The sequence below is a fragment of the Streptomyces bathyalis genome, from assembly GCF_015910445.1.
Taxonomy (GTDB): Bacteria; Actinomycetota; Actinomycetes; order Streptomycetales; family Streptomycetaceae; genus Streptomyces; species Streptomyces bathyalis.
Genome location: NZ_CP048882.1, coordinates 1,462,788 through 1,486,979, shown reverse-complemented (window position 1 = coordinate 1,486,979; position 24,192 = coordinate 1,462,788). Strand labels below are relative to the sequence as shown.

The window sequence follows — 24,192 nt, the reverse complement described above, 5'->3', positions numbered from 1 at the left end:
GCGACCTGTAGGACGGCACATGACGACGGCTCCCGGACCCCACGAGCCCTTCGGGTTCTTCAAGGGCTCCCAGCCCCAGGCTCCGCCACCGCAGTATCCGACCGCGCCCGAGCGGCCCGGCGACCCGCGGGCGAGCGTGCTGCGGATCGACCACCGCAAGCGCGCGCCGCTGCGCGTGCTGATGGGGTACGCCCGTCCCCACCGTCTCGTCCTGTTCGCGACGCTGCTGCTGGTGCTCGCCTCCAGCGGGGCGGGCCTGATGCAGCCGCTCGTCGCGCAGCAGGTCCTCACCTCCCTCTCCGGCGAGGGCGATGTGAAGGGTCCCGTCATCCTGCTCGGTGCCCTGGTGGTGGCCGGCGCGGGGCTGACGGGCCTCCAGTCGTGGTGGCAGCAGCGCACATCGGAGCGGGTCGTGCGGCGCGTGAGGCAGGACCTCGTCTTCCGGCTGATCAGGCTGCGCGTACCCGAACTCGACCGGCGTCCGCCGGGCGACCTCATCGCCCGCGTGACCTCCGACAGCACGCTGCTGCAGAACGCCGCCACCGAGGGCCTGGTGATGATCGCCAACGGCATCCTCAGCATCGCCGGTGCCGCAGTGCTCATGGGGATCGTGCACCTGCCGCTGCTCGGCGTGACCGTGGGCGTGCTGGTGGCGGTCGGCCTGATCATGGGCGGCATCCTGCCGCGCATCCGCAAGGCGGTCGCCCGCGCCCAGGAGTCGATCGGTGCCGTCGGTTCGGCGCTGGACCGCACGCTCGGCGCCGCCCGCACGGTGAAGGCCAACGGCGCGGAGGACCGGGAGACGGAGGTCGCCGACAAGGCCATCGACGGCGCCTACAAGGCGGGCCTCGTGGGGGCCAAGTACGTAGCGCTCGTCAAGATCCTCTCCGGTGTCTCCATCCAGGCGGCGTTCCTTGCGGTGCTCGGCGTCGGCGGTGCGCTGGTTGCCTCGGGGGACCTCAAGACCCCCCAGCTGATCGCCTTCCTGCTCTACGTCTTCTACCTGGCGAGCCCGATCGGCTCCCTCGTCGCCGGACTGGGCATGCTCCAGCAGGGGCTGGGCGCGGTGGGGCGCATCGAGCAGATCAAGCGGATGGGCGTCGAGGCCGACGTCGACGAGATGCCGCAGGACCACGTGCCGCCGCAGGCCCCCCAGGACCACATGCCGCGGCATCCGTCGAGCCCCGGCGCGAACGGCAGGGCGAACGGACGGCCCGACGGCCGTATGAACGGCCTCGCCGACGGCTACATGGACGGGGAAGAGGGACCGCAGGGCAGCCCGTCCTCGACGATGAAACTGAAGGTCATCGGCGCGCGGGCCGCGGGTGTGCGCAGGCCGCCCACCATCGAGTTCCGCGACGTGCGCTTCGGCTACCCCGGACGCGGCATGGCGCTGAAGGGCATCTCGTACACCATCCCCGGCGGAACGCAGACGGCACTCGTCGGTCTCTCCGGCGCGGGCAAGACCACCATGTTCGCTCTGCTCCAGCGCTTCTACGACCCGACAGCCGGTCAGATCATCATCGACGGGGTCGACATCGAGAGCATGCGGCGGGCCGAGGTGCGCCGCCGCATCGCCTACGTCGAGCAGGACTCCCCGGTGATGGCGGGCACGCTGGAGGACAACCTCAAGTACTCGGCGACGAACGCGACTCCGGCGGACATCGCCGAGGCCCTGCGCGTGACGCGGCTCGACGCGCTGATCAGCCGCCTGCCGGACGGGCTGCGTACCGAGGTGGGCAACCGCGGCGTCTCCCTCTCGGGCGGTGAGCGCCAACGGCTCGCGATCGCACGGGCGTTGCTGCGCAAGCCGGAGGTGCTGCTGCTGGACGAGGCTACCGCCCAGCTCGACGCGCGCAACGAGCAGGCGCTGCGCGAGGCGGTGGACCAGGCGGCCCGGCGGTGCACCGTCATCCTCATTGCGCACCGGCTGTCGACCGTGACCCATGCCGACCAGATCGTCGTGATGGAGCACGGCGAGATCCGTGCGCTCGGCAGCCATGAGGAACTGGTCAAGTCCGACCCTCTGTACCGCGAACTCGCCGCGTCCCAGATGCTCGTGGGTGAAGAGGGCGGAGCGGACACGAAGGGCGGCGCGAAGCCGGGCCGACCTGCCGATGGGGGAGCGCCCGCCGGCGCGCAGGGCACCGGCACGGGCGGCGGCAACGGCGGCGTTCGCGTGCCCGGTGGCACGCAGGGCGGTGGACCGGGTGGTGTGCCGGGTGGTCCGGGTGCCGGGCGGCCCGCCGACCAACGAGGCGCTCGTATGCCGGGTGGCACGCAGAGCGGTGTGCCCGGTGGCCCCGGAGCCGGGCGTCCTCCCGCCGATCAAGGCGGTGCACGTATGCCGGGTGGTACGCACGGTGGCGGGCCGGGTGCCGCGCCCGCGGGTGCCCCGGGCGTCCGTGGCGGTCAACGGCCCGTGCAGGGAACGGGTCCCGTGCAGGGAACGGGTCCGGGGCCATCGGCCGACCCTCCGCAGGACCGCCGCGTCACGTCGCCGGGCGGACCTCCGCACCGCTGATCGCACGAGCAACTCCAGGCCCTGCGCAGGTACTTCGAACATGAAGGGCGCCCGCCGAGTACGACGGACGCCCTTCACTTTCTCTGCCGGAGGAAACCCCCGGACGGTCAGCCCATGAGCGGGTTCAGGGCGGCGAGGTAGCCGTCCCGGTGTCCTGCCGTATTGGGGTGGTAGGACTCGTTGAGCTTGTCCCACTCCAGACTGGTGACCCATTCATCGCCGTTCGAGCAGATGGTGTGCGGGTCGAAAACCGGCCGCGCGTCCAGGAAAGTGAATCCGGCTTCCTTCGACCGCGCGGACATGATCTCGGCGAGTGTGTCGGCCGCGGAGTTCAGCGCTGTCCGCTCCTTGTCACTGAGACCGAGAATGCCGCAGTCACCTCCAATTGTGTAGAGACGCGGATATCCGACGACGATCACTTTCGCGGACGGTGCCGCGGCACGCACGGCCGAGTACGTCTGGGAAAGCGCCGGCGACAGTGTGCTGGTGGCGGCAGCCTTCGCCGCCTCGACGCCGGCAATGCAGTCGGCGTCGTCCGCGGTGAGGATGCAGTTCTTCAGCACGTCGACGAACCCGACGTCGTTGCCGCCGACCTGCACCGTCACCAGGGACGTGTCCGGCGTCAACTGGCCGACCTGCGAATTGATGACATCGGCCGTGGTGGCGCCCGAACACGCCGCTTCCACGAATCCGACGTCCGGATGCGCCGCTGCCCAGAGCCTCGGGTAAGAGGTGGGACCACGGCGGCAGGCGTCGTCCGGATTGTCGTAGGTCCTCGTTCCTACAGCCACGGTGTAGGAATCGCCAAGGGCCACATATTTGCCCGCGGCAGCCTGTGATCCCGGAGCGACGAAGGCAATGGCCACCATCGCAAGCAATGCGGCGAACAGCAGCTTCAACGAGCGCATGAAGTTGTCTTCTCCGAAGGTGGGGGATGAGAACAGAACAGAACATCATAGAAATAGCAGCAGCCCTGCTCGCGCGGGTACGGCCGGGTACGTAATTTTTGATCACGTTTCGATAAACTCAAAGATTTTCGATCATGTTTCGGTGATCCACGGCAGGTGGCAATACCGGCAAATGCGGGCGACTTTCTTTGCGGATTTCTCCGGGTCTGTGAACGGAAATTGCGGACGCGATTACGGGTGCCGGAAGGCGGTCGCCGTGCCCGCCCGCCGGTGCGTGCGCGTCCCCCGGCCCGGTCGGCCTCGCTGTCTGCCGTGAAGACCCTTCACGCACCCGTCACTTGATCCAACGTCTTCCGTCACGGCCCCTGCAGGCCCTGGTCGGCTTCGCGTTCGCAACCCGCACATCACTCCACCCGCCGCGACCGCTCCCGGGCAACCCTGGCCGCGCACATCGCTCGTTCGGGGGAGACGGAGCAAGACGGAACGGTTCCGCTGCCTGGACGGTGCTTACGGTCCGGGCATGCACGTCACGAAGAACCGCACCCGGGAGGGCTCGCACACCGGCCCGGCCGCGGAGCGTCCCGAAGAGGCAAGCCTCGCGGCCCGGTCGAGAGCGGCAGTTGTGACCGGCCTGCACGTCTCCTCGTTCCGCACGCTGCGCGACCGCGCCATCCCCCTCGCGCCGGTCACCCTGCTCACCGGGCCGAGCGGCAGCGGCAAGTCGGCGGTCCTGGAGGCGCACGAGGCGCTGGCAAGGCTCGGCGGCGGTGAGGCACTGGGGGAGGTCTTCGGGCGTGCGTCCGGAGGTGCGGGCGCGTACGTGCCGAGCCGGTCCCGTCCCGACGCGGAGGGGCGGCGCGGCTTCCGGCTCGGCTGCACGGTGGACGGCCCGGCCGGGCCCGTACGGTTCGATCTCGCCGTGCAGGCCGAGCCCGAACTGCGCATCGCGGGGGAGCGGTTGTCCGTTCCCGGCGGACGCACCCTGCTTGCCACGGCCCTGCGCGACCCGGCCCGCCCCGCTGTGCAGGCCGAGTGGCACAGCGCGGGCGCCGGACGTGTCACGAGGGCCCGGCTTCCCGCCGACAGGCTCGCGACGGCCCTGCTGCCGCTGCGGGTCGCCGGCGGCACGGAGGAGGAGCGCCGGGTGTTGGAAGCGGCCGAACAGGTGGTGGTGGCGCTGCGTTCGGCATTCGCCTGCGATCCGCGTCCGGAGACCATGCGCGATCCCGTCTCAGCAGCCGACACCCTGCTGCGCGGCGGCTGCGACAACCTGGCGGCCGTGCTGCGCCGCACCCGCACGGAGTGCGCCATCCGGCACGGGCATCTCATCGACGCCCTGAGTGCCGGCTTCGCGGGTCCGGTCGCCGATCTGGTCTCCGACCTCCCGGACGAGCGGTCCGAGAGGGGCCGCGTCCGCGCGTTGATCGTCGGCCCCGACCGGGGACCCGGCCACCCGCGCGACCGCACGCCCCTGGAGTGGCTGGGCGACGGCGAGTTGCGCTACGCCGCGCTGGCCCTGGTGCTGCTCACCGGCCCCGGAGTGCTGTCGATGGACCCCGTGCAGGAGGTGCTTCCCGCCAGGCAGGCCATGACGGTCCTTGCCGACGGGCTGGACAGGGCACTGGACGCACGGCAGACGGCCGAACTGATCGCGCTTGCGGTGCGGATGGGGGAGCGGGGGCACGTGAGACTGCTGGCCGCCGTGAGCGATGCGGGCACTGCGGCTGCCGAGGCCGCGCGGCACCCGGGCGTGTCCCTGGTAGACCTGGGGGGTGATTGAATTCCCCTCTTCTTCCCCGTCCTCCGGCGACCGGCCCTCGCGGCCCGGTCCGCAGGAGCCCGTGTCTTTGTCCCAACTCCAGCGCAGGCTCGCGGAGTTCGCGAAGGCGCGCGACTGGGAGCAGTACCACACGCCGAAGAATCTGGCCGCGGCGCTGAGCGTCGAGGCCGGCGAACTCGTCGAGATCTTCCAGTGGCTGACGCCCGAGGAATCGGGCCGCGTCATGGAGCGTCCGGAGACCGCCCACCGGGTCGAGGACGAGGTCGCGGACGTCCTCTCGTATCTGCTGCAGTTCTGCGAGGTGTTGGGCGTCGACGTGCTGAAAGCGCTTGCCGCGAAGATCGAGCGCAACGAGAAGCGTTTCCCGACTACCGGAAGCGGTCACTCTATGAAGTGACAGAGGTATTCGCGAGAGGCGGTACGCCCGGATCAGTCCCAATTTGCCCGGCTTGCTTGCCTATTGGGCGTCACTCTCCGTAGTGACGCGTGGAGGGAGGTGGTGAGGTTGGATGCGGTGCATCTCATCAAGGCCACCCGCCACGCGCTCGCCGAGTGCGAGTCCGTGGAAGAGATTGTCGCCGAATCATGGCAGGTACAGGCTCTTGTCGGGGCGATCGGACGTCTTCTCGCGGCGAGCGGACCGCAGTCGGTACGGGCCGACGCGCGCGGTCTGAGCGAAGCGGGCCAGCAGGCCCGCCACTCCTCGGTGGGTCCCGGGCTGCGCGACGGCGGGACGCGCGAGGTGCGGGCGGACCGGCTCTCCCAGATCCAGGACCCCAAGTGCGCACTGTCCGACCTGAGCGGGCTGCTCGCGGAGACCGGTGTGGCGCTCGTGCTCGTGGCCGTCTCGGCAAGGGAGGAGGGGGTCTACTGGCAGTGCATCGAGGCCATCGACGCCGCCGACGAGTCAGGGGAGTGTGTGGCGGCCATTCTGCGCAGGCTGGAGGCGCAGGAACACGGTCCGGCAGCCTGACGCGGGGAGGGGCCTCCGGTGGGGTTGAGGCAAGATGGGCGTCATGAGGCTGCGCGTATTCACCGAACCCCAGCAAGGAGCGAGCTACGAGACGCTGTTGCGCGTCGCGAAGGCTGCCGAGGATCTGCAGTTCGACGCGTTCTTCCGGTCGGACCACTATCTGGCCATGGGCGACTCCGACGGCCTGCCCGGCCCGACCGACGCCTGGACCACGCTCGCCGGGCTGGCCCGCGAGACCAGCCGCATCAGGCTGGGCACCCTCATGACCGCGGCGACCTTCCGGCTGCCCGGTCCGCTCGCGGTCCAGGTCGCCCAGGTCGACGACATGTCGGGCGGCCGGGTCGAACTGGGCCTGGGCACCGGCTGGTTCGAGGACGAGCACACCGCGTACGGCATCCCCTTCCCCGCGGAGAAGTTCGGACGGCTCGAGGAGCAGCTGGAGGTCATCACCGGGCTGTGGTCGACGCCGCCCGGAGAGAAGTTCGACTACCGCGGCAGGTACTACACGCTGAAGGACTCGCCCGCGCTTCCCAAGCCGGCCCAGCCCAGGGTGCCCGTGCTCATCGGCGGGCACGGCAAGGTCCGCACGCCGGCTCTCGCCGCGCGCTTCGCCGACGAGTTCAACATCCCCTTCGCCTCCGTCGAGGACAGCGAGCGGCAGTTCGCACGGGTGCGGGCGGCCGCGGAGAAGACGGGGAGGGACATCGTCTTCTCCAACGCGCTCGTGGTCTGCGTCGGCAAGGACGACGCCGAGACGGCCCGGCGCGCCGCGGTCATCGGACGGGACGTGGAGGAGCTGAAGGAGAACGGTCTCGCCGGCTCGCCCGCCGAGGTCGTCGACAAGATCGGCCGCTACCAGGAGGCCGGTTCCTCCCGCATCTACCTGCAGTTCCTCGACCCGCACGATCTGGATCACCTTCAGCTGGTCTCCGAGCAGGTGCGCCCTCAGCTGTCGTGACCCGTCCCGCGATTGCTCTGAGCACAGCCCTCGCCCGCGGCCCGCTCGTCCTGGACGGCGGGCTCTCCAACCAGCTCGAGGCCCAAGGCTGCGACCTGGCCGACGAGTTGTGGACGGCGCGGCTGCTGCGCGACGACCCCGGGCAGATCGCGGCCGCACATGAGGCGTATGTACGGGCGGGGGCGCGCGTGCTCATCACGGCCAGCTATCAGGCGTCCTTCGAGGGCTTCGCGCGGGCGGGAGCACGGGGCCGGGAGGCGTCGGAGCTCTTCCGCCGCAGCGTGGAGCTGGCCCGCCGGGCGGCCGAGCGCTGCGGCGCGGGCGAGGAGGTGTGGGTCGCGGGCTCGGTCGGTCCCTACGGCGCGGTCCGTGCGGACGGCGGCGAGTACCGGGGCAGATACGGGCTGAGCGTGCGCGAACTCGCCGCCTTCCACCGCCCGCGGATCGAGGCCCTGGCAGAGGCGGAACCGGACGTACTGGCGCTGGAGACCGTCCCGGACGCCGTCGAGGTGGAGGCGCTGCTCCAGGCCGCGGCCGGCTGCGGCATCCCGGTGTGGCTGAGCTGCACGATCGCCGGTGGCCGCACCCGTGCCGGACAGCCAATCGAGGAAGCCTTCGCGCCGGCGGCCGGCCAGGACCAGGTCGTCGCCGTGGGCGTCAACTGCTGTGCGCCGGGCGACGCGGACCGGGCTGTCGGGAGGGCGGCGGAGGTGACGGGCAAGCCGGTCGTCGTCTACCCCAACAGCGGCGAGGAGTGGAGCGCCGCCCCCGGCCGTGAGTGGCACGGCTCCCGCTCCTGGTCGGCGGACCGCGCCGCCGGCTGGGTGGAGCGGGGCGCGCGCCTGGTCGGCGGCTGCTGCCGAGTGGGCCCTGACCTCATCGCGGAGCTGGCACGCGAACCCTCCATGAGGGCCCGCGGCCAGGCGGCGTCCGACGACTGAATCTGCCGCGGACGGCGGCCAGTTGACGGACAAGAGCGGACTCGGGGCCGCCCACGGTGACCGCCGCATTCCGGCGTCAGCGGCAGGGGCGCGGGCCTCCGCCGAGCGGGACGCCGGTGCGCCGTGCCTGTTCGACGGACGCGGGGGAGTCCTCGCTGCGTGCCGCCTCCGTCGGGATCTCGGGTTCGGCGGGGACTGTCGGACGGTCCGCCGGCGGTGTGTACCCCTCGAGGCGGGCCGTGCCCCAGACATACGGGTCGGCCTGGGCGCTGCCGAACGGCGACCACGCGAGCCGCGTCTGGCCCGTCTTGTCCTGGGTGTCGGAGTCGTAGACGAGGATGTTCGCCGCGAACCGCTCGGGGTCCGCCGCGGCGGGCAGTTCCCCTAGCGGGATCTTCGCCTCGACGGTGTAGCCCTTGTAGGGCTCGCCGACCGCGGCCGCGACACGCATCCCGGGTGCCGTCTTCTCGGCGGGACCCTGCCGGTTGTCGGCGTCCCGCTCCGCCACCGGACCGCCGTCTCCGTCCGTGAAGGGGAAGATGCCGGTCTTGAACGTCACCGAGGTGTCGTCGCCGTTGCCGCGGGGGTCGAGCGTGATCTCGACGGAGTCGGTCCGCCAGTGCCTCTTGGCGTCCTCCTTCTCCAGCCGGGTGCCCTCGCGGTCGTCGGTGACGGTGACGAGCACGTAGAGGTCGTCTCCGTGCCGGGACATCTTGGCCGTCGCCGAGGAGTCGGCGGCCGGTACCTCGTCGCCCTCCCAGTGGCGGAGGCGCAACTCGGGGCCCGGGTACTCGGCTTCACCCTCGACGCCGTTCAGGACGGGAGCCACGGCCACTTCGGGAACGGTAGTCGACGGCGGAGCCGGGTAGTCGGGCTGCGCGTTGTTGGCCAGCCACGGCAGTCCCACGCGCCGCGTCCACTTGCGGAACTCGGCGTACACGGGCCGGAGTTCGTCCTGCTCGCGCACGGGCGCCCCGACGGCCCGGCCCTTGTCCGCCAGCACGCTGAACCAGTCCGAACCCAGCTTCTCGGGGTCCGTGGGAACCTCGGGCGGCATCGCGGCCCATCCCTGGCTGCGGTACATGCGGCTGGCGTCCCGCTCCACCTGCGCCCAGGTCTTCCCGCGCTCGCGCGACGTGTGCCCTGACCAGACGCCGATGACGGGCAGGCCCGTGTCCGGGTCCTTGCGGCGTTCCTTGGGCGCATCCGGCCCGAGGAGATCCGAGAAGCCGTAGTTCTGGGACAGCAGCCGCCGCGGGTGCCACGGCCTCAGTCCCTCGCACGAGATCTGGTCGGGGAAGGCCCGTTCGTCACCGGCCAGGAAGAACGCCTCGATCGCCAGCCGCGCCGACATCTGGTGCCCGCCGTGCTGGTTGAACGGACGTGGATCCATCGTCACCACGGTGTGCGGCGTGGTCATGCGCAGCAGCCGGACCATCCGCTCCAAGGTGTCCCGCTCGTGCCAGATCCGCTCGGTGAGCGGGGCGGAGAGCGTGTACCAGAAGTCGGGCTTGTCGAGGTAGAAGATGTTCTCGATGCCCGCGAGCGCGGTCGCGGAGCGCTCCTCGCCCTCGCGCAGCATGCCCAGCGGTGCGCCTTCCTCCGGGCCGACGGCGTTGCCGCCGCCCTCACCGCGCGTGATGGTGACGACGCCTGTGCGCAGCCCCAGCCGTTCACGCCACAGGCCGAAGGTGGACAGGTTCCCCGCCTCGTCGTCCGGGTGCGCGCTCACGAACAGCACGTCGTGGTGCGCGGGGTCGCGGCGTCCGGCGGACGGACGTTCAGCGGCATGCGCGGCGGGGATCCCCGCCGTGCAGACCGCGCCCACCAGGCCGGAGGCCATGGCGGCCGTCACGAGCCGCCGAGGGGGTCCTGCTGTGCCGGTTCGCCCGTCCGGATCGACCACGATGAAACCGCCTCTTCCTCGGCCCGTATTCAGCTCGCGGATGTTACCGGCCGCAACCCTTCGGCATCTTCCCCCTCCGGACAAGCGGCCCGCAGGCCATATCCGCCGCCCGTGACGACCTGCCCGGGACCGGTGACCGGGCACCCCGGACATAGCAGCGGGCCGTACCCGTACAGGCACGGCCCGCTGCGTCCCGCCCCTCCGGCGTGGAGACCTTTGCGCAAACACTACGCGCGTCACGTCCTCCTCGGCGAGGATGGAGACATGGGTTTCCATGTCGATTCAGAGGCCGGACGGCTGCGCCGCGTGATCCTGCACCGTCCCGACCTGGAGCTGAAGCGCCTCACGCCGACGAACAAGGACGACCTCCTCTTCGACGACGTGCTGTGGGTCCGCCGTGCCCGCCAGGAGCACGACGCCCTCGCGGACGCGCTGCGCGACCGCGGGGTCGCGGTGCATCTCTTCGGTGACCTGCTGGCCGAGACGCTGGACATCCCCGAGGCCCGCACCCTCGTCCTGGACCGTGTCTTCCACGAGAAGGAGTACGGGCCGCTCGCCACCGGCCATCTGCGTGCCGCCTTCGACCGGTTGCCGACGAAGGAGCTGACCGAGGCGCTGGTCGGCGGCATGACCAAGCGCGAGTTCCTGGAGGGGTACGAGGAGCCGGCCTCCGTCCGCTTCCACGTCATGGATCTGGACGACTTCCTCCTCGCCCCGCTCCCCAACCACCTCTTCACGCGCGACACTTCCGCGTGGGTCTACGACGGCGTCTCGATCAACGCGATGCGCTGGCCCGCCCGTCAGCGCGAGACCGTGCACTTCGAGGCGATCTACCTCCACCACCCGCTCTTCGCGGGGCCGGACAGCCCGGCCTTCAACGTGTGGTCCGAGGGTCAGGGCGCGTATCCGTCGACCATCGAGGGCGGCGACGTGCTGGTCATCGGCTCGGGTGCGGTGCTGATCGGCATGAGCGAGCGCACCACGCCGCAGGCCGTGGAGATGCTGGCTCGGGGACTCTTCGCGGCGGGTTCCGCCCGGACGATCGTGGCGCTCGACATGCCCAAGCGCCGTGCGTTCATGCATCTGGACACCGTGATGACCATGGTCGACGGAGAGACCTTCACCCAGTACGAGGGGCTGGGCATGCTCCGCTCGTACACCATCGAGCCCGGCAGCAGCACCAACGAGCTGAAGGTGACGGATCACCCGCCGGAGCACATGCACAGAGCGATCGCGGCGGCCCTCGGGCTGGACCACGTCCGCGTCCTCACGGCCACACAGGACGTGCACTCCGCCGAGCGCGAGCAGTGGGACGACGGCTGCAACGTCCTGGCCGTCGAACCGGGCGTCGTGCTCGCCTACGAGCGCAACGTCACCACGAACACGCACCTGCGCAAGCAGGGCATCGAGGTGCTGGAGATCCCCGGCAGCGAGCTCGGCCGGGGAAGGGGCGGACCGCGGTGCATGAGCTGCCCCGTGGAGAGGGACCCGGTCTGAGCGCTGCCGCGACGGTACGGAGCAGGTGCACTGTATAGAGATTCGAACGACGGTATAGAATTCCAGGTCGATATCAGTCAGCCTCTGCCAGCGACCTAGGAGCCCTCATGGCGACAGACCTCACGGGCCGCCACTTTCTCAAGGAACTGGACTTCTCGCCCGAGGAGTTCCGTTACCTGATCGATCTGGCCGCCGAGCTGAAGGTGGCCAAGAAGGCGGGCGCCGAGCAGCAGAGGCTGCGGGGCCGGACCATCGCGCTGGTCTTCGAGAAGACCTCCACCCGCACCCGCTGCGCCTTCGAGGTCGCCGCCGCCGACCAGGGCGCCGGCACGACCTATCTGGATCCCAGCGGCTCCCAGCTGGGCCACAAGGAGTCCGCGCGGGACACCGCGCGGGTCCTGGGCCGCATGTACGACGGCATCGAGTACCGCGGCAGCGGCCAGGCCGTCGTCGAGGAGCTCGCCGCCTACGCCGGCGTCCCCGTCTACAACGGACTCACCGACGACTGGCACCCCACGCAGATGCTGGCCGACGTGCTCACCATGACCGAGCACTGCCCCAAGCCCCTCGCGGAGACCTCGTACGCCTACCTCGGCGACGCCCGCAACAACATGGGCAACTCCTATCTCGTCACCGGCGCCCTGCTCGGCATGGATGTGCGCATCGTCGCCCCGCGTGCGCTGTGGCCCGAGGAGCCCGTCATCACGCAGGCACGCGCCGTCGCGGCCCGCACCGGTGCCCGGATATCGCTCACCGAGGACGTCGAAGAGGGCGTGGACGCCGCCGACTTCGTCGCCACCGACGTGTGGGTCTCTATGGGCGAGCCCCAGCACGTCTGGGACGAGCGCATCGGACTGCTGCGGCCGTACGCCGTGACCATGGAGGTGCTGCGGGCCACCGGCAACCCGGACGTGAAGTTCCTGCACTGCCTGCCCGCCTTCCACGACCTGGGCACGGCCGTTGGACGGGAGATCCACGCACGGCACGGCCTGGACTCCCTGGAAGTGACGGACGAGGTATTCGAATCGGCCGAGCACTCCGTCGTCTTCGACGAGGCGGAGAACCGGATGCACACCATCAAGGCCGTGCTCGTCGCCACCCTCGAGGACGGGTCCCCGGACAGGGCGTAGGGCGACCATCGACGGATCCAGGACGCGCGGCTTCGTGAGCGCCAGTCGATCACGAGCACCGGTGACGTCCCCGAAGGTGATCCTTCAGCGCGATGCGCGCAGGTAAGCGTCCAAGGTGCTCATGAGGTGGGCAACGCGGCCCTTGCCCGTCGGCGCGAGCGGATACCGGCCGAGCACATCGATGAGGACCGGTGAGGCGCGTCGCCCGGCTTGCTCGAGGAACTTGTCCCCGACGTCCGGGTCGTCGCCCGCACGCAACTCGGCCACGCGCGCTGCGCACGCGGGCCCGCGCAGGATGTGACCCACCTGGGTGGCCTTCGCGATGGGGTGCAGATACGCGGAAGCTGCGGCATCGCCGGCGGCGCGCGCAGCAAGACGTACGACTTCGGCAGGTGCTTCCTTCGCTGCGCGGTGTGCGTCCAGCGCGGCGACCCGCTGCAGCTTGGTTCTTCTCGCCCCGTTCACGAACTCCCAGGCAGCATCAACGGCTGCACGGGGGCGGGGATCACCTGGAACGCCCTCCTCGAACACCGGAAGGACTTCCTGGGCACTCTCCACCACATAGCGCGCCACGACGCGCAACTCGTCCATCGTCAGCTCGAAGTCACCGGCGCCGGTCGTCATCGGCCGAGTCTCCCATCGACGCGGTGGTCGACGAGGGCGCGCCGAGTACGGGCCCGGGGCCGTCCGTCAACATGCGCCTACGGGCCGTCAGTCGCCGCGCACCGCGAGACCGTCCAGCATCTGCCGCTGATGCCGGTGGCCGATCGTCTCGTAGCCGACCACGGTGACGAACGGGGCGAGCATCACCACCAGCAGGCACGCCGCGACCCCGACACCCGCTGCGGACAGCCCCACCGCGACGGCCAGCACCGCGAGCGTGACGGAGATCAGCAGCAGGTGGAAGGGGTCGCCCGCCGACAGCAGCAGCGTGTGCAGCAGGTAGACCATCAGCAGGTAGAGGCCGACCGGTACGGCCAGGGAGAGCACCACGGGGACCGGGCCCAGCTCCGTGTGGTGCTCGAGATACAGACCTGCCACGTGCAGGCCGGCGCCGGCACCGGCGATCCCCATGAAGAGAGGGATGTGCCCGTAGCCGAAGAGGTATCCGCGGCGCCGGCGGTGGACCAGGATGTCGCCGAAGGGCGTGAGGAAGTACGTCCACCACATGCCGAAGGTCAGCCCGACACCGGCGACGACGACGGCGATCGCGTCCCCGCTCCAGTGCGTCCCGACGGCTCCTCCGAAGAGTTCGCCCGAGGAGGCGACCGTGCCGACGACTCCCTCCCCGAGCGTGATGATCGCGAACAGGCCGTACCGCTCGGCGACATGGTGGGGATGCCAGGGCGTCCCGCCCGCGCTGCCCTGAGTGAGGACGGGCAGCAACAGCTCCAGCGCCCCGAGGGCGATGATGGCGGCGATCACGACGCTCAGCGGTAGATGCGCGAATCCGACCGCGATCCACCCGATCTGCGCGGTCGCCGTCCAGCGGATGTTCGCCATCCCGACGCTCACGAAATCGCGGGACCCCCGCGCCACGCGCCACCACTGGACCACCATCGCGATCCGCATCACGACGTATCCGAGCACCATCATCCGCAGCTCGAGGTGTCCGCCCACCTCGACCGAGTGGAACATCCCCGGAAGGCCGAGTGAGAAGACGACGACCCCGATCATCTGCACCATCGTCAGCACGCGGTGGAGCCAGTCGTCCGTGCCGAACGCGGACGCGAACCAGCTGAAGTTGATCCAGGCGACACTGATGGCGAACATCGCCAGCGAGAACGCGGCGAGCGCCTCCACGGGGTGTCCCTCGGCGAGCATCTCCGCGAAGTGGGTGGCCGCGGTGCCGACCGCGACCACGAAGGTCAGATCGAACAGCAGCTCCAGAGGTGTTGCCGACCGTCCGCTTTCCTCCGGGTCCCGGCCGGTCACCGGAACCAGGCTGTGTGCCACCCGGCCCTTGCCGGCGTCGTCGGAGCGTTCAGAGTTGCCCATGCGCCGCATGATGCCGCATGGAGACGCGGCGGCCCCCCGGTCTCGGCGGCGGCCCTGCATCAGCGTCGGACGGACGAGAGCGACGGCGGGGGACGGACAAGAGCGACTGGGCCGTAACCGCCCGCGGTTCGGTCCGCGTGGCGATGACGCGACGAAACGCGGTTGCCGTCTCCGACCGTCGCTCCGCCTGTGGTGGTCAGTCCGCGCCGCCCTGCATCGGGGCCCAGAACTCCTCGAACGACATCGTGCCGTCGCCATCCGTGTCGAGTACGTCGATGAATTGCTGCGCCTGCTCTTCGGTGAGGTGCTCGCCGCGCAGCTCGGCGACAACCTGCTGGTATTCCTTGGCGGTTATCTGCCCGTCGCCATCGAGGTCGTACGCATCGAAGACCTTGCGCGCGGCCGCTTTCATGTCCACCACGTGAGTTCGCCCTTCCTCGTTGGATGTTGTGCGATGTTACTGCGCAATGATCGCCCGCAGCACGCCGAAGCTTGACGTGCGCCGGGCGGCCGGATGGCTGCCAGGGCTGATGGTCGGGGAGAGCAGGGCGAGCCGTGCCCACGGCAGGAACTTCCGTGCGTGTTCAGCCTGTTGCCGCCGCCACACCGCTGGTTGAGCCGAAGCGAGGAAGACGCCGGAGCCGATGCAGACAGGCGTAACCGGACCAGCCTGATCCGCCGGACAGGCCTCAGCCGTGCAGCGCCAGATAGGGCGCCAGAGCCAGAAGCGTGCCGGCGAGGGCGAACTTGAGTTTCCGTACGGGCACGGCATGGGCGATCTTCCAGCCGATGACGACGCCGGCCAGCTCCGGGATGCCGACCAGCGCGGCGAGCGCCCAGTCGATCGAACCGTGCACGAGATACGCGGCGGTCCCGACGCTCGCGATGACCACGGACTGCGCCTGCGCGGCGGCCAGAGCGGGCAGCAGCGGCAGGCCGCAGATCACCAGCAGGGGCACGCTCAGCATCGGGCCGCCGAGCCCGAAGAGCCCCGCGGCCACGGCGACCAGGAGCCCGACGGCGCCCGTCACCACCGGTGAGAGGGTCTTGTCGTCGTCCTCCTCGGGTGCGGAGGTGCGGCGCTCACGCACCCACACCAGGATGCCCGTCGTGGCGACGGCGAGGGCGAGCAGGATCCCGAACACCCGCCCGTCGACAAGGGTGTTGAAGAGCACGCCCAGAGGTGAGCCCACCAGCGCAGCGCCCGAGAGGATCAGCGCGATGCGGCGCGTGCGGGCGTCGCGCAGCTGGCCGGAGCGCGTGTAGGCGGCGGTGCCGAGGGCGCCTGTCGCGATGTGCGTGGCGATGGCGGTTCCGGCGACGCCCGAGGGCGAGAGCCCCGTCAGCAGGAACATCCCGATGGTGGGCAGCACGCCGCCCGGACCCACCGCCGTGATGCCGATGCCGCCCACCAGCCCGAAGAGCGCCAGCAGCGCGAGTATCAGCGGACCGTGCTCCATCAGCCTCTTTCCCTCCCCGCGACCGGCGACCACGCTATCCGGTCGCGCTTCCGCACCCCAGCCACGTCTATCGCGCACCCGTGACGGCAGTCACGAACCGGTGATACGTTCAGCGTGTGCCGTCGCCGGCGTCTCGAAGGAGGCCTTGAGCCATGAGTGAGCCCACCAGCGAGCACAACGCCCCGGGAGCATCCGCATGAGCCCGTACACGGGCTCGGCCCGTCCGACCGGCGAATGGCGGCACATCAAGGTCAGCGAGGACGACGGCGTCGTCACCGTGACGCTGGCCCGCCCGGAGCGGCTCAACGCCCTCACCTTCGGCGCCTACGCCGATCTGCGCGACCTCCTCGCCGAGTTGTCGCGGGAGCGCCGCGCACGCGCGCTCGTGCTCGCGGGCGAGGGCCGCGGCTTCTGCTCCGGCGGTGACGTCGAGGAGATCATCGGCGCGACCCTGGACGCCGACACCGCCGAACTCCTGGACTTCAACCGCATGACGGGCCAGGTCGTTCGTGCCCTGCGCGAGACGCCGTTCCCCGTCGTCGCGGCCGTGCACGGCGTCGCGGCGGGCGCGGGTGCGGTGCTCGCGCTGGCGTCGGACTTCCGCGTCGCGGACCCCACGGCCCGCTTCTCCTTCCTCTTCACGAAGGTCGGCCTCTCCGGCGGAGACATGGGTGCGGCCTATCTGCTGCCGCGTGTCGTCGGCCTCGGTCACGCCACCCGCATCCTCATGCTCGGTGAGCCCGTACGCGCCGATGAGGCCGAACGCATCGGTCTCCTCAGCCAGTTGACCGAGGAAGGCCAGGCACAGCACGCCGCTGCCGAACTCGCCCGCACACTCGCCGACGGCCCCGCTCTCGCACTCGCGCAGACCAAGGCGCTGCTCACGGCGGAGCTCGACCTGCCGCTCTCGGCGGCCGTCGAGATGGACGCCTCGACGCAGGCGCTGCTGATGCACAGCGACGACTACGCCGAATTCCACGCGTCGTTCAGCGAGAAGCGCCCGCCGAAGTGGCGGGGGAAGTGAGCGGGCGTACCGCGGCGGCCTCCGCGCGCGGCGGGGCGGGCATGCGCGTCGCGGTCGTGGGCGGCGGACCCGGCGGGCTGTACGCGGCCGCCCTCCTCAAGCGCCTCGACCCCTCCCGCAGCGTCACGGTCCACGAACGCAACGCCCCCGACGACACGTTCGGCTTCGGCGTCGTCCTCTCCGACGAGACCCTGGGCGGCATCGAGCACGCGGACCCCGCCGTGTACGCCGCGCTCCAGCAGGAGTTCGTGCGCTGGGACGACATCGACATCGTGCACCGCGGCCGCACTCTCACCTCCGGCGGCCACGGCTTCGCCGCGCTGGGACGCCGCCGCCTCCTGGCCGTACTGCACGAGCGCTGCCGCGAACTGGGCGTGGAGCTGCGATTCCGCAGCGAGGCACCCGCGCCGGCCGAACTGGCCGCCTCCCACGACCTGGTGGTCGCCGCCGACGGGGTGCACAGCGCCACCCGGGACGCCTTCGCCGACGTCTTCCGTCCGCACGTGACCACGCACCGCTGCCGCTACATCTGGCTCGCCGCGGACTTCGCGCTCGACGCCTTCCGCTTCGAGATCGCCGAGACCGAGCACGGCGTTCTGCAGCTGCATGCCTATCCGTACGAGCGCGCCGACGAGTCGGGCCCCGGCGCCTCCACCGTCATCGTCGAGGCGCGCGAGGAGGTCTGGCGGGCCGCGGGGCTGGACCAGCTCGACGAGCGTGCCTCGGCCGAGCGGTGCGCCAAGCTCTTCCCCGAGACCCTCGGCGGCAGCCCCCTGCGCGGCAACAACTCGCAGTGGATCGCCTTCCGTACGGTGCTCAACGAGCGCTGGTCGCACGGGAACGTGGTGCTGCTCGGCGACGCCGCGCACACCGCGCACTTCTCCATCGGCTCCGGCACCAAGCTCGCCGTGGAGGACGCCCTCGCGCTCGCCGCCTGCATCGAGGAGCAGCCCGACCTGCCCACGGCGCTGGCGGCGTACGAGGAGGAACGCCGGCCCGTCGTCCTCTCCACGCAGCGCGCGGCACGCGGCAGTCTGGAGTGGTTCGAGGACCTGGCGACCTACATAGGCCAGCCGCCCCGCCAGTTCGCGTTCAACCTGCTCACCCGCAGCCGCCGCGTCACCCACGACAACCTGCGGCTGCGCGACGCAGGATTCGTCGCCGGGGTCGAGGCCGAGGCGGGCGTTCCCGAGGGAACCCCGCCGATGTTCACGCCCTTCCGGCTGCGCGAACTGACCCTGCGCAACCGCGTCGTGGTCTCCGCCATGGACATGTACTCGTCCGAGGACGAGGCGGGCACCCCCGGCGACTTCCACCTCGTGCATCTGGGGGCACGCGCGCTGGGCGGAGCGGGTCTCGTCATGACGGAGATGGTCTGCGTATCGCCGAACGGCCGCATCACGCCCGGCTGTACGGGCCTTTGGACGCAGGAGCAGGAGGCGGCGTGGAGCCGCGTCACCGGCTTCGTGCACGCGCAGTCGCCCGGCACCGCCGTCGGCGTGCAGATAGGGCACTCCGGCCGCAAGGGCTCGACCAAGGTGATGTGGGAGGGCATCGACGAACCGCTGCCGGACGGGAACTGGCCGCTCGTCGCGCCCTCACCCCTGCCGTACCGCGAAGGCGTCAACCAGGTGCCGCAGGCCCTCACGACGGCCGAACTGGCAGGGATCCGCGAGGAGTTCACCGACGCGGCACGGCGGGCCGCACGCGCCGGCTTCGACCTGCTCGAACTCCACTGCGCCCACGGCTACTTGCTCTCCAGCTTCCTCTCGCCGCTCACCAACCGCCGCACCGACGCCTACGGCGGCGGCATCGACGCCCGCCTCCGCTTCCCGCTCGAGGTCTTCGACGCGGTGCGCGAAGTGTGGCCGCGGGAGCGGCCGATGACCGTACGCGTCTCCGCCACCGACTGGGCCGAGGGAGGCATCACACCCGAGGAGGCGCTGCACGTGGCCGCCGCGTTCGGCGAGCACGGCGCCGACGCCATCGACGTCTCCACCGGCCAGGTCGTTGCCGACGAACGGCCCGACTACGGACGCTCGTACCAGACGCCGTACGCCGACCGCATCCGCAACACCGTCGGCATACCCGTCATCGCGGTCGGTGCCATCTCCTCGTGGGACGACGTCAATTCGCTGCTGCTCGCGGGGCGCGCCGATCTGTGCGCGCTGGGACGACCGCACCTCTACGACCCGCACTGGACGCTGCACGCCGCGGCCGACCAGGGATACGAGGGGCCCGGCGCGCCCTGGCCGCTGCCCTACCGCGCGGGCAGCCGCAAACCCCCGACGGGCCGGACCGACGCGCCCAAGCAGCGGCTCACGCTGTAGCCCCTGCCTGTCACGGACGGTACGTGCGGTGCCTGCCGGGCGTCTCCGCGGCGTCACCTTCGATAGGTGTCCCGGTCGGGGTTCCAGTCCTCGTCGAACCAGCGGTCGTCCGGCTCGCGCCGGTTGCCGACGATCGCCGCGATGGGCGGAATCACCAGCGCCGCCACGCACAGTCCGACCGCGGCGGGAACCGAGATCAGACGCACAAAGCTCCACGCGCTGATGAAGAGCACCAGGCACGTGGCCATCAGCACGAAGTAACGCCTGCGCCGTCGTGCGTACATACCTCAAGGGTATTGCGGTCAGGTGGCCGCCGGGAGGTCCGGCCGGTGGGCTGCCGGCCGTCCGCGGGTCAGCCCTGTGCGAAGCCCACCGCGTACTCGCGTCCCGGCTCCCGCAGCTTCTCGTGCAGCGCGAAGAAGACCTCCGCGGAGCGCTCGCCGGGCCAGTCCGCCGGCAGCAGGGCCGCCGGCAGCCCGGGATCGGCGTAGGGGAGTCGCCTCCAGGCGTCGAGGGCCGGCAGATAGTCCCGGTACGCCTCCTCCGGGGGCGCCTGCCGACGCCGTGACCAGGAATGCAGCACCGGCTCGTGCGCGTCGAGGAAGGAGCGGTGCAGCGAAGCCAGGGACTTCAGGTCCCACCAGCGCGCCACCGCGTCCGCGGTCGGCTCGAAGCCCTCGTGCGTGCCGGTGAAGAGATCCACGTACGGGGTGAGACCGAGCCGTCCCAGACTGTGACGCGTCTCCTCCTCCAGGTGGGAGGGGGCGATCCAGATGCCGGGAGCGGCGTTGCCGAAGCCGAGCCGTGCGAGGCGTGAGCGGAGTATGTGGCGGCGGCCCCGCTCGCTCTCCGGGACCGAGAAGACGGCCAGCAGCCAGCGGCCGTCCGCCACGGGGCGGGCGTAGACGCGGCGGTCGCCGTCGTCGAGGAGTTGCCGCCCGGCCTCCGAGGGCGCGTACCCGGCCGCCTTGCTGCCGGGCCGGTCCGCGCTGAGCAGCCCGCGCCGCTTCAGCCGTGACACGGCGGAGCGGACCGAGGGCGCGTCCACGCCGACCGCACCGAGCAGCTGGATCAGCGCCGCGACCGGCACGGTGCTGCCGGGGAAGGCACGCCCGTACGCCCCGTAGAAGGTGAGGATGAGCGAACTCGGCGAGGGTCTGGCGGCGGGCTGCTGCTGATTCACGCGGTCACTCTAGGCGGGCAGTCCGTCCGCGGCCTGATCCGCTTCGGTCTGCCGCGGCTCGGCCTGTTCGGGGCCGGCTTCGCGCAGCAGGTACCGCTGGAGCTTGCCCGTCGGCGTACGCGGCAGGGAGTCGGCGAAGACGAATTCGCGTGGGCACTTGTACGGCGTGAGCTCCGCAGTGGTGAACTCGCGCAGCGCCTCGGCCGTCCCCGCCCCCGCCTCGGTCCCCTCCCGCAGCACCACATGGGCGACGACGACCTGGCCGCGCCGCTCGTCGGGGCGTCCCACGACGGCCGCCTCGGCCACGTCGGGATGCCGCAGCAGGGCCTCCTCGACCTCCGGGCCCGCGATGTTGTAGCCGGCCGAGACGATCATGTCGTCGGCGCGTGCGACATAGCGGAAGTAGCCGTCGGCCCCGCGTATGTAGGTGTCGCCGGTGAGGTTCCAGCCCTCGCACACGTACTCGCGCTGCCGCGGGTCCGCGAGGTAGCGGCAGCCGACGGGGCCGCGCACCGCCAGCAGCCCCGGCTCGCCGTCCGGCACCGGAGTCAGATGCCCCTCCTGGTCCCTGCGCACCACCCGGGCCTCGAAGCCCGGCACGGCGACACCCGTGGTGCCTGCGCGGGCGGCCTCGTCCGCTGCGGAGACGAAGATGTGCAGCATCTCCGTCGCCCCTATCCCGTTGATCATCCGCAGACCGGTCGTCTCCTGCCATGCCTCGTAGGTGGCGGCGGGCAGGTTCTCGCCGGCGGAGACGCAGCGGCGCAGCGAGGAGATGTCGTACGTGCGCTCGCCGTTCGCAGCGCCCGTGGAAGCGGTGCCGATCTTGGAGAGCATCCCCCGGTAGGCGGTCGGAGCGGTGAACAGCACGGTGACACGGTGCCGTTCGACCGCCGAGAGCATCTGCTCGGGGCCGCTCCACTGACCGAGCAGAGCCGATGCGCCGGCCCTCAGCGGGAAGATGACCAGCCCGCCGAGCCCGAAGGTGAAGCCCAGCGGCGGGCTGCCCGCGAAGAGGTCGTCCGGCGTCGGACGCAGCACGTGCGCGGAGAAGGTGTCGGCGACGGCGAGCACGTCACGGTGGAAGTGGACGCAGCCCTTGGGTTTTCCGGTGGTGCCCGAGGTGAAGGCGATCATCGCGACGTCGTCCGCGGCGGTGGCGACGGCCTCGTAGCGGTCGGGCTGCGACTCGCACAAGGCCAGCAGATCCTCCGGGCCGTCGCCTCCGAAGGCCGTCACGCGCAGCCCGGGTACGTCCGCCTTCGTCAGCTCGTCCAGGGATGCCGCGTCGCACAGCGCATGGCTGACCTCGCCCATGGCGCACACCGTGCGGAGCTCGTGCGCCCGCTGTGCCGCCAGCACCGTCACGGCGACCGCTCCCGCCTTCATCACCGCGAGCCAGCAGGCCGCCAGATGAAGGGAGTTGGGGCCGCGGAGCAGTACCCGGTTGCCCGGGACGACGCCCATGACGCTCGTGAGGACGTGGGCGATCCGGTCCACGCGGGCGCGCAGTTCGCCGTAGTTCCAGCACTCGCCGTCGTCGCCCCGGAAGGCGGGCCGCTCGGCGCCGTACCGCTCGGCGGAGCCGTCGACCAGCTCGGCGCCGCAGTTGACGCGGTCCGGGTAGCGCAGCTCGGGCCGGTCGAAGACCAGTCGCGGCCAGTCCTCGGGCGGGGGCAGATGCTCCCGGGCGAAGGTGTCGACGTGTGCGGACGGGCTCAGATGCATCGCAAGCCCCCTCAGGGGTGTGCCGTGTGCCGGTGTCGCCGGTGTGCCGTTGAGCGTAACGTGTTGGTGACGACAGTCAACGGTCCGCGATAGAGGATCAGCGACTGCGAGCACCAGCCGCCATCAGGAGGAGGCCCGCCGATGCCCGCGTTCGCCCTGGAACCGGAGCAGCACAAGTGGTGCGAGGAGCTGCGCACGCTCGGAGTCCGTGAGCTGCGCCCGCTCGCCGAGGCCGGGCAGGACGGCCGCATCAACCGCGAGTTGCTCGCCGCTCTCGGCGAACTCGGCCTGCTCGGCCGCCTGTTCGCACCGGACGGACGCCCGGCGAGCGCCCTCGACCTGTGCCTGCTGCGCGAGTCCCTCGCCTACTCCTGCACCGAGGCCGAAACCGCGCTCGCCCTTCAGGGCCTCGGCGCCGGGCCGGTAGCCCTCGCGGGCACCGACGCACAGCGCGCAAGCTGGCTCGGCGAGGTGACGGCGGGACGTGCCGTCGCCGCCTTCGCACTGAGCGAGCCGGGCGCGGGCAGTGACGCGGCGGCCCTCACCCTCCGCGCCGAACCGGACGGCACCGGCGACGGGCACGGATGGCGGCTGACCGGAACCAAGACCTGGATCTCCAACGCCCCGGACGCCGACGTCTTCACCGTCTTCGCCCGCACGACGGAGGGCACCGGCTCCCGCGGCGTGACCGCCTTCCTCGTACCCGCCGGGCGGCCCGGACTCGGCGGCGAGCCACTGGAGATGATCTCCCCGCACCCGATCGGCACCCTCACCTTCGACGGCGTCCCCGTCTCCCGCGACGACCTCCTCGGTGAGGTCGACGGCGGCTTCGGCGTCGCGATGCGCACGCTGAACCTGTTCCGGCCCAGCGTCGGCGCGTTCGCGACCGGTATGGCGCAGGCCGCCCTGGACGCGGCCGTCGAACACGCCGGAACGCGGCCCGCGTTCGGCGGCACGCTCAGCGATCTCCAGGCCGTCTCGCACCAGTTGGCGGAGACCGCGACCCGTATCGAGGCGGCGCGTCTGCTCGTCTACTCGGCCGCCGCGGCCTACGACCGCGGCGAGCCGGACATCGCACGCCGCGCCGCCATGGCGAAGTTGCTGGCCACGGAGACCGCGCAGCAGGCCGTGGACACCGCCGTGCAGATCCACGGCGCCGCCGCGCTCCAGCGCGGGCACCTCCTCGAACACCTCTACCGCGAGGTGCGCGCGCCCCGCATCTACGAGGGCGCCAGCGAAGTGCAGCGCTCGATCATCGCGAAGGAGCTCTACCGGTGACCGACGCCGACTCCCGCCCCCACCTCCAGCGCACCAACCCGCCCGAGCTCTCCCCGCCCACCGGCTTCTCGCACGCCGTCACCGCGACCGGCTCGCGGATCGTCTTCCTCGCCGGCCAGACGGCGCTGAACGGTGAGGGAGCAATCGTCGGCGGCACGCTCACCGACCAGTTCGAGCAGGCGCTGGCCAATCTGCTGACGGCGCTGTCCGCGTCCGGCGGAAGCCCCGCGGACCTCACCCGCGTGACCGTCTACACGACCGACGTCGCTGCCTACCGCGCCGTCGCCCGCGACCTGGGCGCCGTCTGGCGCCGCCACGCCCGCCGCGACTACCCGGCGATGGCGGTCATCGGCGTCTCCCGCCTGTGGGACGAGGAGGCGATGGTGGAACTGGACGGCATCGCGGTCCTGCCGTGAGCGGCCCGTCCACGCCGTTCACCTGGAACCTCAACTTCAGTTGAGGTCAACTCCTCTTGCTGGCCTGACGGTTGTCAGGGAACCTCACGGGCAGCGATTCGGGTCCTCGCCGAGCGCATGCAGTGATGACGGCTCCCTCACGCCAGGCCGAACTGGAC

21 protein-coding genes are annotated in these 24,192 nt (G+C 71.1%); 12 read left to right on the top strand and 9 right to left on the bottom strand.

The window, feature by feature from the left end; genetic code table 11:
- Positions 1-19 precede the first annotated feature (19 nt).
- A complete protein-coding gene (locus G4Z16_RS32345; RefSeq protein WP_246530711.1) occupies positions 20-2,524 on the top strand; it encodes an ABC transporter ATP-binding protein in 2,505 nt (834 codons plus the stop codon).
- A gap of 107 nt (positions 2,525-2,631) precedes the next feature.
- Here G4Z16_RS32345 and G4Z16_RS06435 read toward each other — a convergent pair whose 3' ends face one another.
- Entirely contained in the window at positions 2,632-3,432 is an 801-nt protein-coding gene (locus G4Z16_RS06435) for an SGNH/GDSL hydrolase family protein (RefSeq protein WP_197349681.1), read from the bottom strand.
- Positions 3,433-3,952: 520 nt separating this feature from the next.
- On the opposite strand from G4Z16_RS06435, the gene G4Z16_RS06430 reads away from it, so the two are divergent.
- The 5 genes from G4Z16_RS06430 (at position 3,953) to mmuM (ending at position 8,084) form a co-directional block, all read left to right on the top strand.
- Positions 3,953-5,212, top strand: a complete 1,260-nt coding sequence (locus G4Z16_RS06430; RefSeq protein WP_197349679.1) for an AAA family ATPase — start codon at positions 3,953-3,955, stop codon at positions 5,210-5,212.
- A 67-nt stretch (positions 5,213-5,279) separates the two neighbouring features.
- The gene (locus G4Z16_RS06425; RefSeq protein WP_197354208.1) at positions 5,280-5,609 is read left to right on the top strand and encodes a nucleotide pyrophosphohydrolase; all 330 of its coding nucleotides are present in this window, start codon (positions 5,280-5,282) and stop codon (positions 5,607-5,609) included.
- 102 nt (positions 5,610-5,711) lie between these two features.
- Positions 5,712-6,185 (top strand): DUF6099 family protein, encoded by a 474-nt coding sequence (locus G4Z16_RS06420; protein WP_343070710.1) that lies wholly within the window; start codon positions 5,712-5,714, stop codon positions 6,183-6,185.
- A gap of 43 nt (positions 6,186-6,228) precedes the next feature.
- Positions 6,229-7,143, top strand: coding sequence for an LLM class F420-dependent oxidoreductase (locus G4Z16_RS06415; protein ID WP_197349677.1), 915 nt, complete (start codon positions 6,229-6,231; stop codon positions 7,141-7,143).
- Positions 7,140-8,084: a homocysteine S-methyltransferase gene (mmuM, locus tag G4Z16_RS06410; protein ID WP_197349676.1), complete on the top strand. Its 945-nt coding sequence runs from the start codon at positions 7,140-7,142 to the stop codon at positions 8,082-8,084. Before G4Z16_RS06415 ends, mmuM begins: the two co-directional genes overlap by 4 nt.
- Positions 8,085-8,160: 76 nt before the next feature.
- Here mmuM and G4Z16_RS06405 read toward each other — a convergent pair whose 3' ends face one another.
- Positions 8,161-9,939 carry a sugar-binding protein gene (locus G4Z16_RS06405; RefSeq protein ID WP_246530710.1) on the bottom strand — a complete coding sequence of 593 codons (1,779 nt, stop codon included), beginning with the start codon at positions 9,937-9,939 and terminating at the stop codon, positions 8,161-8,163.
- Between the two features lie 315 nt (positions 9,940-10,254).
- Here G4Z16_RS06405 and G4Z16_RS06400 point away from each other — a divergent pair, with 315 nt between their 5' ends.
- Positions 10,255-11,487: an arginine deiminase gene (locus tag G4Z16_RS06400; RefSeq protein ID WP_197349674.1), complete on the top strand. Its 1,233-nt coding sequence runs from the start codon at positions 10,255-10,257 to the stop codon at positions 11,485-11,487.
- A 107-nt stretch (positions 11,488-11,594) separates the two neighbouring features.
- A complete protein-coding gene (gene argF, locus G4Z16_RS06395) occupies positions 11,595-12,617 on the top strand; it encodes an ornithine carbamoyltransferase (protein ID WP_197349672.1) in 1,023 nt (340 codons plus the stop codon).
- Positions 12,618-12,701: 84 nt separating this feature from the next.
- Here the strand turns inward: argF and G4Z16_RS06390 are convergent, their stop codons facing one another.
- From G4Z16_RS06390 to G4Z16_RS06375, 4 genes are all read right to left on the bottom strand, one after another.
- Complete coding sequence (locus G4Z16_RS06390; RefSeq protein ID WP_197349670.1) at positions 12,702-13,241, bottom strand: putative immunity protein; 540 nt, start codon at positions 13,239-13,241, stop codon at positions 12,702-12,704.
- An 87-nt stretch (positions 13,242-13,328) separates the two neighbouring features.
- Positions 13,329-14,615, bottom strand: coding sequence for a low temperature requirement protein A (locus G4Z16_RS06385; RefSeq protein ID WP_197349669.1), 1,287 nt, complete (start codon positions 14,613-14,615; stop codon positions 13,329-13,331).
- Between the two features lie 196 nt (positions 14,616-14,811).
- Complete coding sequence (locus G4Z16_RS06380) at positions 14,812-15,027, bottom strand: EF-hand domain-containing protein (RefSeq protein ID WP_277400611.1); 216 nt, start codon at positions 15,025-15,027, stop codon at positions 14,812-14,814.
- A 277-nt stretch (positions 15,028-15,304) separates the two neighbouring features.
- Positions 15,305-16,075 (bottom strand): sulfite exporter TauE/SafE family protein, encoded by a 771-nt coding sequence (locus G4Z16_RS06375; RefSeq protein WP_197349665.1) that lies wholly within the window; start codon positions 16,073-16,075, stop codon positions 15,305-15,307.
- A 196-nt stretch (positions 16,076-16,271) separates the two neighbouring features.
- Here G4Z16_RS06375 and G4Z16_RS06370 point away from each other — a divergent pair, with 196 nt between their 5' ends.
- The gene (locus G4Z16_RS06370) at positions 16,272-17,099 is read left to right on the top strand and encodes an enoyl-CoA hydratase family protein (RefSeq protein ID WP_197349663.1); all 828 of its coding nucleotides are present in this window, start codon (positions 16,272-16,274) and stop codon (positions 17,097-17,099) included.
- Between the two features lie 41 nt (positions 17,100-17,140).
- Positions 17,141-19,429 (top strand): bifunctional salicylyl-CoA 5-hydroxylase/oxidoreductase, encoded by a 2,289-nt coding sequence (locus tag G4Z16_RS06365; protein ID WP_197354205.1) that lies wholly within the window; start codon positions 17,141-17,143, stop codon positions 19,427-19,429.
- 53 nt (positions 19,430-19,482) lie between these two features.
- Here G4Z16_RS06365 and G4Z16_RS06360 read toward each other — a convergent pair whose 3' ends face one another.
- From G4Z16_RS06360 to G4Z16_RS06350, 3 genes are all read right to left on the bottom strand, one after another.
- On the bottom strand, positions 19,483-19,713 hold the full coding sequence (locus G4Z16_RS06360; protein ID WP_197349661.1) for a DUF3099 domain-containing protein: 231 nt from the start codon (positions 19,711-19,713) through the stop codon (positions 19,483-19,485).
- 68 nt (positions 19,714-19,781) lie between these two features.
- The gene (locus tag G4Z16_RS06355; RefSeq protein WP_197349659.1) at positions 19,782-20,612 is read right to left on the bottom strand and encodes a PaaX family transcriptional regulator; all 831 of its coding nucleotides are present in this window, start codon (positions 20,610-20,612) and stop codon (positions 19,782-19,784) included.
- Positions 20,613-20,621: 9 nt separating this feature from the next.
- Entirely contained in the window at positions 20,622-22,340 is a 1,719-nt protein-coding gene (locus G4Z16_RS06350) for an AMP-binding protein (protein ID WP_197349657.1), read from the bottom strand.
- Positions 22,341-22,481: 141 nt separating this feature from the next.
- Between G4Z16_RS06350 and G4Z16_RS06345 the strand changes: the two genes are divergently transcribed.
- Both G4Z16_RS06345 and G4Z16_RS06340 read left to right on the top strand, forming a co-directional pair.
- Positions 22,482-23,618 carry an acyl-CoA dehydrogenase family protein gene (locus G4Z16_RS06345; protein WP_197349655.1) on the top strand — a complete coding sequence of 379 codons (1,137 nt, stop codon included), beginning with the start codon at positions 22,482-22,484 and terminating at the stop codon, positions 23,616-23,618.
- Entirely contained in the window at positions 23,615-24,034 is a 420-nt protein-coding gene (locus tag G4Z16_RS06340; RefSeq protein ID WP_197349653.1) for a RidA family protein, read from the top strand. Before G4Z16_RS06345 ends, G4Z16_RS06340 begins: the two co-directional genes overlap by 4 nt.
- Positions 24,035-24,192: the final 158 nt, after the last annotated feature.